The following is a 15,595-nucleotide window of genomic DNA, read 5'->3' on the forward strand; positions in this document are numbered from 1 at the left end:
CTACTGCGCCGGCACCGCGCTGTCGTCCAGCGTGCCGGAGCGGAGGGCCTGGTCGGCGACGCCGGACATGCGCTCGGCCAGCGAGTGCACGGAGCGCGTGACGGTCTGCGTCTCATCCACCACCTTGAGCGTGCGCTGCATCTGCCCGGACAGCTCCTGGATGGCCTGGGCAATCTGGTGGGTGCCCGCGTCCTGCTGGGCCACGGCGGCGGTAATCTGGCGCACGCTGGTGCTGGTTTCGCTGATGATGGAGGCCAGCTTCTGGAGCTGCGTGCCGGAGGTGCGCACCGCGTCCAGGCTTCCGCGCACGCGCTGCTCGCCCTGCTCGCTGACCTTCGCCGCCTCGCGCATGCTGGCGCTCACGCCGTCGAGCACGTCGCGGATGCGCTGGGTGGCCTGGATGGACTGGTCCGCGAGGCTGCGCATCTCCCGCGCCACCACGCCGAAGCCCTTTCCGCTGTCGCCGCTGCGCACCGCCTCGATGGCGGCGTTGATGGCCAGCATGTTGGACTGGTCCGCGAGCGTCTTCACCGCGTCCACGATGCCGGCAATCTCCCGCGTTCGCGCGTCGAGCGCGAGGATGCGGCTGGCCATCTCCGACACCTCGTTGCGGATGGCGGAGAGGTCCGCCAGCGTGCGCTCCAGGGCCACGCCACCGTCCCGTCCCACCTGCTCGGCCGTCTCCGCGGAGGCAGCCAGGATGCGGGCCTTGTCGGCCGTCACGTGGGAGCTCTGGCGGATTTCCTCCACCGTCTGCTCCAACTGCTGGAGCGCCGTGGCCTGGCGGCTGATGCCCGAGGTCTGCTCCTCGCTCGTGGCGCGAAGCTGCTGCGCCACCGCGGCCAGCTCTCCGGCGCCACTGCCCATGCTGTCGGCCAGTTGGCGCACTTCCTTCCGGCGCGACTCCAGCTGGCGCGTGTGCAGCGCGAGGGCCTGCATCACCACCGACGAGCGGCGCGCCACGATGCCCACGAGCGACAGCGTGAGCGCGAGGAATCCCCAGTGGAGCTGGCTGTCCGTCGTCTCCGCCAGGCCGAGCATGGGGAGCGTGCTGTGGACGCAGAAGACGAAGAAGATGCCCAGGCCGACGAGGAAGATGCGGGCGTCGGCGTTGCCGCGCCAGGCCTCGACGGCCGCGACGCCGACGCAGACCAGGATGCCGGGGAGCGAATAGAGGACCATGAGCTGCAGGAGCGCCTGGGCCGCGCCCAGGTCCACGAGGACGAGGACGCCCTGGATTGCGGCCGGCACGGAGACCACCGCGGCGCCGATGCGGAACCAGCGCATCCGCCCCTCGCCAATCGTGTCGGAGACGAACCACGCGAGGCCCGGCAGGATGCAGTACGAGCCCAGCAGCATGAGCTTGCTGCCGGTGACGGTCATGTCCCAGAGCGCGAGGAACAGGCCGCTCGTGCCGAGCAGCATCAAGCCCGAGCCACCGGCGAAGACGGTCAGCGCCGCCAGCATCCGGTATTGGCGGCGCAGCAGGGCAGCGCCCGTGGCGAGCAGGGCGATGGCGAGGAGCATCGTCCCCATGACGAAGGGCGCCAGCCCCGTGCGCGTCGCCTCGGCGAGCAGCGCATGGCGCGGGCCCACGCGCGCGTCACGCGTCACGCCGATGGCGGGGCCGGTGCCCTGGATGCGCAGCAGGATGCGCTGGCCCGTCACCGAGGGCGGCAGCGGCACCAGTTGCCAGGCCATGCTGTCCATGTCCTCGCGGCCGGAGGGGTTGATCTTCCCGCTCGTGTAGATGCGCTGGCCACCGGCATACGCCTCGAAGGCGTTGGCGACGGTGCCGAGGTAGAGCGCCGGCTCCAGCCACTTCCCCTCGGGCACGGGGATGCTCAGCCACAGCAGCGTGTTCGTGCCACGGCCCGGCGGAACGTGCAGCGCGGCCATGGGCTGCCAGCCTTCTCCCGCGCCCGTCTCCTTCGCCCAGTTGGGGGTCCCGTCGGGCCCGAGCGGAGAGTCGCCCCAGCGGAAGCGCCACCCGTCCAGGACGGGCACGGGGGACTGCGCCGTCGCCGCGTGCGCCCCGGGCGCCAGCGTCAGGACGAGCAGCAGCGCGGTGCCGAGCGCCGCGAGGCGTGAACTCCTGAGCGGATGCCCTTTCGCGAGGGACCTCGCGGGAAGGAAGAGAGCGACAGCTGCCGTGGGCACCAGGGAGAAGACGCGGGAGAGACCCATGTAACGAGGGATGCTCCGGCGTCTGAGACATGAATGTAAACAGGGTCTGATACAACCCGCCTGCCTGCTGGCCTCGGAGCGCACGGCTTTTCGCTTCTTCCCGTGCTTCATGTATGGGATTGAGCCGCCCGGCTGGCTGCACACCGTGCACGAGCGCACCATCACGAGAGCAGACGAGCGCGGCCCCCAGTCGTGCTGGCAGGGCGGCACCAGCGGCTCGGGGCGGGTCGCTGGACCGCGGGCTCACCGATGCGCGGGCGGGTGGAGCCTCGTGGTGCCCACCGCGTCCTCACTGATGCGCGGGAGGCTGGGGCTTCGCGGGCCCCGTCAGCAGCAGTCGGCACCGCAGGCCGCCATTGCGCACGGGGAGGCTTCGCGCACCGGGCAGGTCCAGCGCCTTCACCAGTGCGGTGTCGTCCGGGAGGATGACCGCCGCCCGCCAGCCCGCGAAGCCGCGCCGCAGCGTGTGGCCCAACGCGCGGTAGAGGCCGGGCAGGTCCTCCGCTTCACCCACGCGCTTGCCATAGGGCGGATTGGCCACCACCAGCCCCGGCCCTGGCACGGGTGCCACCAGCGTGCGCACGTCCTGGCGCTCCAGCGCGAGCGTCACCCCCGCGCGCCGGGCGTTGCGCCGCGCCGTGCCCAGCGAGCCCGCGTTGATGTCAAAGCCGTGGAGCGTCGCGCGCGGAGCGGGCAGGGCCTCCGCCTCCACCCGCGCCTTGAGCGTGGCCCACGCCGCGGCGTCGCAGCCCGGGAAGGACTCGAAGGCGAAGGCGCGCAGCAGCCCCGGTGCGCGGCGCATGGACAGCCACGCACCCTCGACGAGGAACGTGCCCGAGCCGCACATCGGGTCCACCAGTGGCTCCGTGCCGTCGTACTTCGCGAGCCGCAGGATTCCCGCCGCGAGCGTCTCGCGCAGGGGTGCGCGACTCACCTCCTGCCGGTAGCCGCGCCGGTGCAGCGGCTCGCCGCTGGTGTCCGCGCTCACGGTGAAGGCGTCTCCCTCCACGCGCACCAGCAACGTGAGGCCCGCGCCACCGCCCTCCTCGTCGAGCGGCCCCGCGTGCTCCACCGAGGGCAGGCCCCATGCGTAGGCGGCCGCGGAGAACACCACGTCCGGCCCCGGCACCGGCGAGCGGTGCATGCTCACCGACAGCTTCGGCGGAGTGCGCCCGTCCCAGACGCGTGACAACTCCAGCGCGCCCAGGTGCTCGGCGAGGGTGTCGGAGTCTCCCGCGCGGAAGGAGCCCAGGCGCAGCAGCACGCGGCTGGCGGTGCGCAGGCGCAGGTTGGCCTCCTGGTGGAGGCCGGCCGGGCCCTCCAGCTCCACGCCGCCCTCCACCCGGCGCGGCGCCCAGCCCAGCGCGGACGCCTCCGCTTCCAGGGCGGGCTCCAGGCCGGGCAGCGTGGATACGTAGATTTGTTCTTCGCTTCGATGGCTCGTCACGGCGGGGCCCATTGTCCGCGTCCCGGCGCGGGCCGCAACGACTCATTCCGGGACGCGGGCGCCACGCCTCACGGCCCGGGAGCGGCGGGCTGCTGCGGCTCCCGGCTCACGGCCGCGGGCGGAGGGTCTTCTCCGTACACGCCGCGGTACTCGGGCGGCAGCAGCGCGGCCACCCGGCGCATCATCGCGTCCACCAGCGCCTGGCGCGCGTCCTCCGCTCCGGACACCTCCGGCTCCAGGTCCTCCACGCGGAACGGCCGGCCGAAGCGCACGAAGACGTCGGCCTTGTACAGCCGCTCGCCGCCCATGTCCGTGTCGTTGATGGGCATCAGCTTCTCCGTGCCCTGCAACGCCACCGGCACCACCGGCACGCCCGCGCGCTTGGCAATCAGCGACACGCCCTTCTTCGCTTCCAGCAGCGTGCCCATGCGGCTGCGCGCGCCCTCCGGGAAGATGAGCACCGACTGGCCGCCCTTGAGCGTGTCCACCGCGCGCCGCATCGCCTCGATGTCCGCCGAGTTGGGCTTGATGGCGATGGTCTCCATCACCTCCGACGCCAGCCGCGTCATCGTCGTGCTCTGCAGCTTCACGCCCGCCAGGAAGGAGACCTGCCGCGGACGGAAGGCCCGGTCCAGTGTGAAGCCGTCCGCGTTGGACAGGTGATTGCAGATGAAGAGGCAGGGCTCGTCCGGGATGTTCTCCCGTCCTTCCACCACCTCGTTCGCCAGCGTGTCCCAGACGCGGTTCATCAGCGCGCGCACCACGCGGCGGCGCGCCCGTTCCGGCAGCATGGACATCAGCTCAAAGAGAATGCGCAGCACGCTTCGGTCGCCTCCATCTCGGGACGGCCCGAGAGCATGGCTCGGCTGGAGCCTGGGCGGGCAGGCAAGATTTCCGGTGCCCCAGTCCCGCCACTACCCACCAGAAGATGTAGTCCCGCCCGGCGGCACCGGTCATCACCCACGCAGGCCCGCTGCTCGCCAGTCCGGCCGGCCGTCGGGCAGCCAACGCTCCCCACCGACCGCGGGACAGACCCGCTCCACTGTTTCACGGCCACGGCCCGCGCGGCGCGCAACGCGCCGCTCCGCGTCAGACGCGGAGCGTAAAGGCGTCGAAGCGAGGCCCCGGGTTGGGCTAAGGGAGGAGGGCATGAGCGCCGAAGCCACCGTGTCGCGCAGCAGGAAGCCCGTGGAGTACGAGGTCACCGTCGCCAGCGTGCGCATGGACACGCATGACACGGCCACGCTGTTCCTCGACTTCGGCGGCGCCCCGCTGGACTACAAGGCCGGTCAGTTCATCAACATCGACCCGCACCAGTTCCCCGCGCTCGGGCGGCTGTCCGCGTACCTCCAGGAGCAGAAGGGCCGCAAGGAGCCGCAGCGCTCGTACTCGCTCGCGTCCGCGCCGCACGAGCCGCTGGTGGCCATCACCGTGAAGGACGAGGAGTTCATCCCCGGCCTCACGCGCTACCCGCCGCTGCTGTCGCCCTTCCTCGTGCACGGCCGGCTCACCGGCGCGCGGATGAAGGTGCTGGGCTTCATGGGGCCGTACGTGCTGCCGGACGACGTGGAGGCGCGCACCGAGCACATCGTCCACCTCGTGGCCGGCTCAGGCGCGGTGCCCAACTTCGCCATCCTCAAGGACGCGCTCCACCGGAAACTGAAGCTGCGCCACACCTTCCTCTTCTCCAGCAAGACGTGGGGCGACGTGCTCTACGGCGACGAGCTGGAGGCCCTGGCGCTCGCCCACCCGGACCGCGTGCGCGTGGTGCACACGCTCACCCGCGAGACGGACGAGTCACGCTTCGGCGCCCACGTGCGCAAGGGCCGCGTGGCGGAGGCGCTGCTGGAGGAGCTGATTCCGGACCGCGACACCTGCCTCGTGTACGCGTGCGGCCCGGCGATTACGCCGTGGGACAGGCGCAAGGCGCTGGAGACGCGCACGCCCGCCACGCCGCGCTTCATGGAGACGGTGCTCGGCCACCTCCACGCGCTGGGCATCTCGGACAAGCGCATCAAGCGGGAGACCTACGGGTAGCGCGCCGCTTCGTAGCGTGCCACGTCACACGCGGGCCCGGATTTGTAGCCCGCTTCGTCACACACGCGCGCCGGTGAAAGCTCCCACCGGCGCGCGGACCTTCACGTCACGGCCCGGCTACGGACAGTAGAAGCGGACTTCGTAGTCCTGACAGAAGCCGTCCGACTGGTTGGCGTTGACGCAGGCTCCACCACCGTTGGGGGTGCAGCTGTAGGTCTCACCCGTGGAGTACCAGGGCACCGCGCCTGCGATGGTCCGGCACTCGGCGGCCACGGGATTGGGGCACACCTGGGTCGGGCTGAAGTCGACCAGCGTCTCGTAGTCGCCGGAGCCACTCGGGCCGTCACGGTTCAGCCACGGCGTCCAACCCGGCGGCAGGGAGACAGTCACCCGGTAGACGTCGTAGCAGACGAGCTGGCCCGCGACGTTGTGGATCTGCACGATGACGTCCCGGTACTGCCCCACCGTGGCGGCGGGACCGACGAGGTACGAGGTGTAGATCGTGGACCCCGAGCCGGTGAAGCCCTTCTGCCCGTTGGAGTACGAGAAGCCGGGATTGGCGCTGATGGAGAGGTTGATGAGGGTGGCGGTGCCTCCTCCTGCGCTCACCGTGACGAAGTACTGCGCGAAGGCGAGCCCGGAGACGGGCGCCACGGAAGAGCCGGCCTGGCTGACCTGCGTGTTCTGGTCGGCGAACACAGGACACGCTGCGTGAGCGGAACTCCCGAGCGCAACGGTGCCCATCGCCAGCAGGGCGACGGCGATTCGAAGTAGCTTCATCTGGATGAACTCCTCGGTTTGATGGATGGCAACTGCCCTTCGTGGGCAGCGCCGCCGCGGAGTGCAAACCAGTTGCCACTGCCTCGCTCGACCCCCTCCATGTCTCAATTCCAGAATTCCCCCACCCGGGACGCGCCCACGGCGCGTCGTGAGAGGGTGGCCATCCTCGGCGGAGGCATGGCCTCGCTTTCGGCCGCCTTCGCCCTCACCGACACGGCGGCGCTTCGCGCGCGCTATGCGCTCACCGTCTACCAGGACGGGTGGCTGCTCGGAGGGAAGGGCGCCAGCGTCCGCAACCGGCAGGCGCGCGGGCGCATCGAGGAGCACGGCCTGCATGTCTGGCTCGGGTACTACGAGAACGCCTTCACGCTGCTGCGTCGCTGCTACGAGGAGCTCGGCCGACCTCCCGGCGCCGCGATGCGCACGCTGCGCGACGCCTTCATCAAGCACGGCGCCATCACCGTCGGGGAGAAGACCCGTCGCGGCTGGGAGCACTGGAGCGTCACCTTTCCGGAGACCTCCGAGTGGCCCGGCGACGGGCGTCCGTTCCCAGGGGCCGGAGAGGCCATCCGCGGTGCCGCGGTCCACGTGCTGCGGTATGCGCTCGCCTGGTGGAAGCAGGGGAAGGGCGCCCGCCCCGAGGTCGCCGACGTGGCCGGGCAACTCCGGGGCCTGCTCAAGCGCGTGCTCGCGCTGGAAGGTTCTCTGCTCGTCGGCGAGGCGGCGCGAGCCCTCGCGGACGGTGTCCGCTCACTGCTCGAGCGACTCCGCTCCCTGGCGCGGCGCGACCTCGAGGCCGACACCGAGCTGCGGCGGGTGTGGATAGTCCTCGAATTCAGCGCCGTCTCGCTCATCGGCATCCTTCGCGACGGCATCCTCGGACCTGACATCGACATCGAGGCGCTCGACGCACTCGAGTACAGCGACTGGCTCCGCAAGCACGGCGCCTCCGAGATGACGGTGTCGAGCGGGCTGATTCGCGCCTTCTACCACCTCGCCTTCTGCGACGGAGACGGGGCGGGCGCGGGGATGGCCGTCCTCGGCATGCTGCGCATGTTCACCTGCTACCGGGGCGCGGTCTTCTACAAGATGCGCGCGGGGATGGGAGAGACGGTCTTCGCACCCCTGTACGAAGTCCTCCGCCGACGCGGCGTCCGCTTCGAGTTCTTCCACCGCGTGCAGCGACTGGAGCTGTCCGCCGACGAGCGGCGCGTGGAGCGCGTCGTCATCGGCCGGCAGGCCACGCCCACCGACGGCACCTATCACCCGCTCATCGACGTGGGCGGTCTGCCGTGCTGGCCGGAGCACCCCCTCTACAGCCAGCTCGTCGAGGGCGAGGCGCTCTCCCGCCACGGCGCGGGCTTCGCCTCCTTCTGGAGTGACTGGTCCCCCGTCGAGCAACGGACGCTGCGGCATGGCACCGACTTCGACCGCGTCGTGCTCGGCATCGCGCTGGGAGCGCTGCCGTCCGTTGCCTCGGAGCTCATCGCGGCGAGCCCGCGGTGGCAGCGCATGGTGGAGAACGTCAAGACGGTCCGCACGGTGTCGGCGCAGCTGTGGGTGACCGAGCCCCTCGGGCCGCTCGCCTCGAGCGGGGACGAGCCCGTGATGACCGCGTACCAGGTGCCGCTCGAGACCTGGGCGGACATGTCACATCTCATCCCCACCGAGGGCTGGAAGGCCGGTGACGGCGTCCAGGGCATCCTCTATGCCTGCGGCCAGCTCGGGCACGGCGATGACCCCGTCGCCGCGAAAGACCCACGCGCCAACGACCGGGCGGCGCTGGAGGCCGTCGCACGCGGCGCCGTCGGGGAGCACCTCGCGCATCTCTGGCCGCGCGGCGCCGACGCGCGCGGGGGGCTGCGGTGGGAGCTCCTCCACGACGCGGAAGGGCGCACCGGGCCCGAGCGCCTGCGCTCGCAATACCTGCGCGTCAACGCAGACCCCTCGGACCGCTACGTGCTGTCGGTGCCGGGCTCGCAGAAGCACCGCATCGCCCCCGACGCGTCGGGCTTCGAGGGACTGGTGCTGGCGGGCGACTGGACGCGGACCGGCTATGACCTGGGCTGCATCGAAGCGGCGACGATGTCCGGCCTGCTGGCGGCGCGGGCGCTCGGCGCGGAGGTCTCCATCATCGGCGAGGTTCCGCGGCCCCGCGCCGTGCCGGAGGTCTCCCTTCCCCTCTACGTCGACCGCCCTGGTGAGATGTCACTCCGCTCGCCCTATGTGATGGAGGACGTCTGGCTGACCGCGCTCGTGCTTCGGGCCCGGCAGGGTGCGCTCGGCGCGCTGTTGGACCGGTACCTGAACGTCCCGGCGCAGGGACACGTCCGGTATGTGCCCGCGGCGCCCTTCGTCGTGCTCACCTCGGCCTTCGCCGGGCGCGCCTTCTCCGGAGACCCCGAGCATCGCCGCCTCGGCTACATGCCGGAGACGGACATCGCGTTCTGGGTGCCGGCCTGGGCCATGCGAGCGGGGACGGGTGGGCTCATCCCGGAGCGGCTGGTCTGGTTCATGCCGCACGTCTTCGTCACGACCGGGGCCGCCGCGGCCGCCGGGCGCGAAATCTACGGCTTCCCAAAGAGCGTGGTCGACGTGGAGGTGCGCCGCTCCGGCCGCGCGCTCGAGCACCTCTCGGTGGTGGGGGAGGTGCTCACGAGGCACGCCCCCGAGACGCGTGGCGGGAAGGCGCGCATCCTGGAGGTGACACGGAGCGAGGCATCCCCGGGGCCGGTGCGCTCCGTCGACGAGGTCATCGGCGAGCTCGTCAGGCCGATAGACCCCTCGGGTAGGTGGGCCTCGTCGCTCGCACGGAGCCTCGCCCTGGAAGACGTGACGATTGCGTTCTTGAAGCAGTTCCGCGACGTCCAGCACACTGACCGCGCCTGCTACCAGGCCATCATCGAGGCGAAGGCTTCCGTGCGTGCGCTGCGCGGCTACGGACCCCTCCCTGGCACGTTCCAGGTGAGCTGGGGTGACCACGCGAGCCACCCCTTCACGACCGACCTGGGCCTCGAGCCTGGAGGGCAGCAGGCCCTCGCGGCCACCTGGGCCGAGTTCGACTTCGTCATGGAGTCGGGCCGGGAAATCTTCCGCGCCGGGGAGGAGGAGAGGGACGGGTAGCGCGATTCGACGGGTGCACCATCCAAATCACCGTGTCGGAGCACGCGTCGTACATGCCGCCAACCTGCGTGGTCCGACCCGGAGGCGGTGGCCGGCCTACTCCATTCATCGCATCGGCCTCTATCGAGTGTATAAACCTCAACGGTCCCTCGAAATGGAGCCCATGTGATGCTGTTACATCGCAATGTCTGGCGCAGCGTCCTGGCGCTCGTAGGGAGCGCGCTCCTGCTGTCCTGCGCGAAGGAGGGCCCGGCGCCCGCCGACGGCAACGCCGTGGATTCCATCGCCGCGCCCCTGGCCGTGGCCCCCGGCTGGACCGCCACCGCGTCCATGGCCGCTACGCGCGCGCAGCATGCCGCCGTGCTGCTCGGCTCCGGCAAGCTCCTGGCCATCAATGGCGTCAACAGGCTGGGCTTCGTCGCCACCGCGGAGCTCTACGACCCGGCCACCGATGCCTGGACCTCCGCGGGAGCGACCGGCCTCCAGGGCAACATCACGCTGGCCGTGCTGCTCTCCAGTGGCAAGGTGCTCATGCTGACGGATGGGTCCGCGGTCGGGCGCCTCTACGACCCCGTGACGGGCGCCTGGACGGCCACGGGCCCCATGTCGGCCACCCGCGGCCTGCCCACCCTCACCACCCTGGACTCGGGGAAGGTGCTGGTCGCCGGTGGCACGGGGAGCGGAGGCGTCCGGCTCGCCTCCTCCGAGCTGTACGACCCCGCCACCAACACGTTCTCCCCCGCCGGTAACATGACCCTGGGCCGGAGCGCGCACTCCTCCACGCGGCTCCAAGACGGCCGGGTGCTCGCGGTGAGTGGCTTCGACCAGGCGGGTGAGGTCCCCGGCGCGGACCTGTATGCCCCCGCGACGAACACCTGGACCGCCGCCGCGCCACCCCTCGTCGCGCGGCACTACTCCACCAGCACGCTGCTTCCCGATGGCCGCGTGCTGATTGCCGGCGGCTTCACCGGCGGCGGCGCCACGACCCAGGCGGAACTGTACGACCCGGCGAGCAACACGTGGACGGCCACGGGCAGCCTGGCCTTCGCGCGCTCGGGCCACATGGCCACGCTGCTGCCGGATGGCCGGGTCCTGGTCACTGGTGGCTCCGAGTTCCGCGCGGCTGCGCAGCAGGTCTCGGAAATCTATGACCCCGCCACCGGACTGTGGTCCGCCGGGGGCACGATGGGGGTCGGGCGGGAGAACCACACCGCGACGCTGCTGCCGTCCGGCAGGGTGCTGGTCGCGGGCGGCTACACCCAGGCGCCAACCCTGACCTTCTTCGAGAGCACGGAGCTCTATGACCCGGGCGTCAACGCGTGGACCCCGGCTGGCGCGCCGGGCGGCGCCCGGGTGGACCCCGTGGTGGCCCTGCTGCCCACGGGCCGCGTCCTCGTCGCGGGAGGCCGTGACAACGGAGGCGCCGCGCTGGCCTCGGCGCAGCTCTATGACCGGGCGGCCAACACCTGGTCGCCCGCGCCGAACCTCTCCATTCCCCGCGAGCGCGCCACGGCGACCGTGCTGCGCTCGGGCGCGGTGCTCGTCGTGGGTGGCTCGAACGGCGGAGTCTCGGTGGCCTCCACGGATCGCTACGATGCGACCGCCAATGCCTGGAGCCCGGCGGCAGCGCTCGTCGGCGCCCGGCACTTCCACACGGCCACGCTTCTTCCCGACGGACGGGTGCTCGTCGTGGGCGGGCAGCGCGACGCCACGGTGCTCGCGACGGTGGAGCTGTATGACCCCACTGCCAATACGTGGGCTCCGGCGGCGGCCCTGGCCGCGCCCCGGTCCGCACATGCCGCCGCGCTGCTTTCCGATGGCAGGGTGCTCGTCGCCGGAGGACGCAACGGCGGCGGCGCGGCGCTCGCCACGGCGGAGGTGTACGACCCGGCCACCAACACCTGGGCTTCCGCCGCCGCACTGGCGCAGGGCCGCGAGGGCCTCACGCTGACGCTGCTGCCGTCCGGGCGGGTCCTGGCGGCGGGCGGGCTCTCGGGCGCCGCGGGGCTCACGTCCACGGAGCTCTATGACGCCGGCACCAACACGTGGGCTGCCGGGGCCGCGCTCTCCGAGGCGCACGGGTTCCACACCGCGACGCTCGCGCCGTCGGGCAAGGTCCTGGTCGCGGGCGGCCTGAGCGCGCCGGGCACGTCCTCGACCTCGGCGGAGGTCTATGACACCGCCATCCACGACTGGACGGCCGTCAGTGCGCCGTCCGCACGCGGAGGGCTCGTCGCAGTGGCTCTGCCCTCGGGCGAGGTGCTGCTGGCGGGAGGCAACGCGGCGACGGGCGCGGAGCTGTACGAGGACACCGGTGCACAGGCCGCGTGGCGCCCGGTGGTGAGTCAGCCGGACGTCCTCGTCCCCGCCTGTACGAGCGTCCTCCAGGGCCTGCGCTTCCGGGGCATCTCGGGCGCGAGCGGCGGCTCCTACTCGGACTCCCCGACGGACTTCCCCCTGGTGCGCCTGCGGGGCGCCGAGGGCGGACGACTCCGGACGCTTCCCGCCACGGACATGTCCGCCACGAGCGCGACGGTGTTCGTCCCCGCCGACCTCCCGCCGGGGCCGTATGCCCTGTCTGTCTTCGCCAATGCCATTTCGGGTGGGCGCATGGTGACGGTGGTTCCCAATACCGCGCCCACGGCGCAGACCCAGACGGTCTCCACGGGCCCTGGCGCCCCCGTTGCCATCACCCTCGTGGCAACGGACCCGGACGCGGGGCAGGCGTTGAGCTGGGTGATTGTCACGCCTCCCCAGCACGGGACGCTGAGCGGCACGCCGCCGAACGTCACGTACACGCCCACGCCGGGCTACCTGGGCCCCGACAGCTTCACCTTCCAGGTCCGGGACTGCGGCCTCGACAGCAACGTCGCCACCGTGAACCTCGACGTCGCGAATGCGCCTCCGGTCATCACCTGCCCCGCGAACCTCGTGAGCGAAGCGACGGGCCCCGACGGAGCCCCGGGGAACTGGCCGCCCGCCACCGCCACCGACGCGGAGACCGCCAACCCCACCATCACCTATTCGCCGCCCGCGGGAAGCACCTTCCCCTTCGGGAGCACCACCGTCACGGCCACGGCGACGGACGCCTCGGGCAGCACGGACACGTGCACGTTCCAGTTCACCGTCGTGGACACGAGACCTCCCTCCCTCACGTGTCCCGCGACGCGGACCGTGGAGGCCACGAGCGCCTCGGGGGCCACCGTCACCTGGGACCCGGTGACGGCCTCGGATGCCGTCACGACCAATCCCAACGTGACGTCCTCGGCGGCCTCGGGCAGCACCTTCCCGCTCGGCGGCACGGTCGTCACCATCACCGCCACGGACGCCGCGGGCAACACGTCCACGTGCACGTTCCAGGTCATCGTCGAGGACACCACGGCTCCGTCCCTGACGTGTCCGGCGGACGTGCAGGTGTCCCCGGAGGGAGCCTCGGGCACGACCGTGACGTACGAGCCCCCCGTGGTCACCGACGCCGTCTCCACGCCGACGGTGACCGCCTCGCCGCCCTCGGGCAGCAGCTTCCCGGCGGGTGTCTCGCGCGTCTCCTACACCGCCACGGACGCGGCCGGTAACTCGGCGCAGTGCTTCTTCCAGGTGACGGTGCAGACCCCGGTGGTGTCCATCGCCGGAGGCGGATGCCAGAGCACGGGCAGCGGCACGGCCTCGTCGCTGGTGCTCCTGGTGGCAATGGCCTTGTGGAGCGGACTGCGCCGTCGCCGCTCCTGAACAGCTCGCACGAACCCCCTTCTTCGCGAATGGAACTCTCCATGCGTACACAGGCTCCGTGCCGGGCGCTGGCCGCGCTACTGGCCGTCTTCCTTGCCCCCGCCGCTCTTGCCCAGAGCGCCGGGCCCATCGTTCCCATCGACCTGGAGCGCCTGCGCTTCAGTCCCGCGGGCACCGACTCGATGTTCGTGGACACGGGCCACCTGCTCCCCGAGGGTGGCTTCCGGCTGATGCTCATGGCCGGCTACGAGCGCGGCATCCTGGTGCTGGAGGGCTCTGATGGCGTCGAGCGCGACATCATCGACTACCGCGTCGCGGCCTGGCTCGCCGGTGCGTGGTCACCCACCGAGCGCCTGGAGCTGTCCGCGAAGCTGCCCGTCATCATCACCCAGGGCGGGAGTGGCGCGGATGAGCTGGTCGGCGTGACGGAGCCGAAGTCCTTCGGGCTCGGGACACCGGAGCTGGGCGCGCGCTTCGCGCTGCTGCGCCGCGAGGACGGGGCGCCGGTGTTCCTCGGCCTCGGCCTGGACATCGGACTGCCCGGCGGTACGGCGAGCGCGTTCGGCCGGCAGGACGGCTGGGCCGGGTTCCAGCTCGCACCCCGGGTGGCCGTGGGACGCGAGGTGGGCCCGGTGTCGCTGGGCGCCAGCGCGGGCGTGAGGATTCGCTCCACGGAGGTCGAGCCCGGCCGCGACTTCGGAACCGAGCTGGAACAGGGGCTGGTGGTGGCCACGCGCGGCGAGGGCCTGCGCGGCGAAATCGCGCTGGAGGCGTCCGAGTCGCTCGTGGAGTCGGACGTGGCGCTGGAGCTGCTCGGCGGCCTGCGGCTGCCGGTGGGCGGCGGCTTCGAGGCGTTCGCGATGGCGGGGCATGGCTTCACGGACATTCCGGGCACGCCCTCGCTCCGCATCAACGCGGGTATCGCCTGGGCCCACACGCCGCCTTCGCGCGAGGACCCGTGCAAGGGCGGACGGACCCACACGCCCGAGCAGTGCCCGGACCTGGACGACGACGGGGACTCGGTGGCCAACGGGAAGGACCGCTGCCCGCTGGAGGCCGGCGCGGTGGACAACCAGGGTTGCCCGGACCGCGACTCGGATGGGGACACCGTGGTGGACCGCCTGGACGCGTGCCCCAACGAGCCGGGGCTCCCGCGCTACAAGGGCTGCCCCGCGCCCGACGCGGATGGCGATGGCGTTCCGGACGATGAGGACGCGTGCCCGAAGGAGGCCGGCGTCGCGGCGAATCGCGGCTGCCCCGTCCAGGAGGAGAAGCCCACCGTGGCGCCTCCGCCCGAGCCCCCGCGAGAGGAGCCGCCGCCTCCCGCGCCCCCGGCCGAGCATGCCGGCCCGCCGATGGACCACCACGTCCTCTTCCCGACGGGACAGTACGAGCTCCAGGACGAGGAGAAGCGGCAGTTGAATGCCGTCGCGGACTACCTGAAGGCCCACCCGCGGCTCTCGGTCCGCGTCGAGGGGCACACGGACAACACCGGTCCGGAGGCGCTCAATCGCAGGCTGAGTCAGCAGCGCGCGGACATGGTGCGCAGGTACCTCATCCAGCGCGGCGTCGCGGGCTCCCGCCTGGTCGCCCGGGGATACGGCTCCGACCGCCCCGTGAACGGGAACGGCACACCCGAGGAGCAGGGCGCGAACCGCCGCGTGGAGTTCGTGACGAAGTCCTCCGGCAGGACGCCGAAGCGCTGAGCCGCCCGCGCGAAGGCAGGTGGGGAGCGTCCAGGCAGGCTGCCAGGGCAGCGGCGACCCGGTGAAACCGGGTCGCCGCACCCCCTACCATGGCGGTGGAAGTCCGCGCCCGAGCAGTCCGCCCCCCCGTGCGCCCCCTCCTGGAGGCTGACCGTGACGCCCGAGCAGCACCTGGAGACTTTCTACCGAAAGCATCGCGAGCGCGCCGTCGAGTACTTCTACGACAGCCTTTGCGAGGCGAAGCTCAAGTCCTACGTCGAGGCGCCGCGCGAGCCCACGCTGGCGGCCGTCGGCATCGCCTTCGACAACCTCATCAACGGGCTCGTGAACCGGACGCCCGAGGCCTACGTCGAGAGCCAGACGGCGGCGTTCAAGAAGCGCATCGCCGCGGGCGTCTCCCCGAAGGACATCCTCGGTGGGCTCAAGTCGGCGGAGACGTCGCTGATGTGGCTCATCGAGCAGGCGAGCGTGGAGCGCCCCGAGTTCGGTCCCCAGCTGCGGCGCGTGGGTCAGCAGTACCTGCTCATGACGCACATGACCGCGATGGCCATCCGCAGCTACCAGCCCTGAGTCGTCCTCGACGCGC

General features: G+C 71.7%; 9 protein-coding genes. 5 read left to right on the plus strand and 4 right to left on the minus strand.

Annotated features, from left to right (window positions below; all coding sequences use genetic code 11):
* The 3 genes from OV427_RS31740 to OV427_RS31750 form a co-directional block, all read right to left on the minus strand.
* Nucleotides 1-2,187 carry a methyl-accepting chemotaxis protein gene (locus tag OV427_RS31740; RefSeq protein ID WP_267859947.1) on the minus strand — a complete coding sequence of 729 codons (2,187 nt, stop codon included), beginning with the start codon at nucleotides 2,185-2,187 and terminating at the stop codon, nucleotides 1-3.
* A 289-nt stretch (nucleotides 2,188-2,476) separates the two neighbouring features.
* Nucleotides 2,477-3,634 carry a THUMP domain-containing class I SAM-dependent RNA methyltransferase gene (locus OV427_RS31745; protein ID WP_420718297.1) on the minus strand — a complete coding sequence of 386 codons (1,158 nt, stop codon included), beginning with the start codon at nucleotides 3,632-3,634 and terminating at the stop codon, nucleotides 2,477-2,479.
* A gap of 68 nt (nucleotides 3,635-3,702) precedes the next feature.
* Complete coding sequence (locus OV427_RS31750; protein WP_267859949.1) at nucleotides 3,703-4,455, minus strand: lysophospholipid acyltransferase family protein; 753 nt, start codon at nucleotides 4,453-4,455, stop codon at nucleotides 3,703-3,705.
* A gap of 328 nt (nucleotides 4,456-4,783) precedes the next feature.
* Between OV427_RS31750 and OV427_RS31755 the strand changes: the two genes are divergently transcribed.
* A complete protein-coding gene (locus OV427_RS31755; protein ID WP_267859950.1) occupies nucleotides 4,784-5,671 on the plus strand; it encodes an oxidoreductase in 888 nt (295 codons plus the stop codon).
* Nucleotides 5,672-5,788: 117 nt separating this feature from the next.
* Here OV427_RS31755 and OV427_RS31760 read toward each other — a convergent pair whose 3' ends face one another.
* Nucleotides 5,789-6,451 carry a hypothetical protein gene (locus OV427_RS31760; protein WP_267859951.1) on the minus strand — a complete coding sequence of 221 codons (663 nt, stop codon included), beginning with the start codon at nucleotides 6,449-6,451 and terminating at the stop codon, nucleotides 5,789-5,791.
* A 99-nt stretch (nucleotides 6,452-6,550) separates the two neighbouring features.
* Here OV427_RS31760 and OV427_RS31765 point away from each other — a divergent pair, with 99 nt between their 5' ends.
* From OV427_RS31765 to OV427_RS31775, 4 genes are all read left to right on the plus strand, one after another.
* Nucleotides 6,551-9,574 carry an NAD(P)-binding protein gene (locus OV427_RS31765; RefSeq protein ID WP_267859952.1) on the plus strand — a complete coding sequence of 1,008 codons (3,024 nt, stop codon included), beginning with the start codon at nucleotides 6,551-6,553 and terminating at the stop codon, nucleotides 9,572-9,574.
* Between the two features lie 168 nt (nucleotides 9,575-9,742).
* The gene (locus OV427_RS50630) at nucleotides 9,743-13,303 is read left to right on the plus strand and encodes a kelch repeat-containing protein (protein WP_324290013.1); all 3,561 of its coding nucleotides are present in this window, start codon (nucleotides 9,743-9,745) and stop codon (nucleotides 13,301-13,303) included.
* A gap of 41 nt (nucleotides 13,304-13,344) precedes the next feature.
* Entirely contained in the window at nucleotides 13,345-15,009 is a 1,665-nt protein-coding gene (locus tag OV427_RS50635; protein ID WP_324290014.1) for an OmpA family protein, read from the plus strand.
* Between the two features lie 153 nt (nucleotides 15,010-15,162).
* Complete coding sequence (locus OV427_RS31775) at nucleotides 15,163-15,579, plus strand: hypothetical protein (RefSeq protein ID WP_267859953.1); 417 nt, start codon at nucleotides 15,163-15,165, stop codon at nucleotides 15,577-15,579.
* Nucleotides 15,580-15,595: the final 16 nt, after the last annotated feature.

The organism is Pyxidicoccus sp. MSG2 (assembly GCF_026626705.1).
In the GTDB taxonomy this organism is placed as follows: domain Bacteria; phylum Myxococcota; class Myxococcia; order Myxococcales; family Myxococcaceae; genus Myxococcus.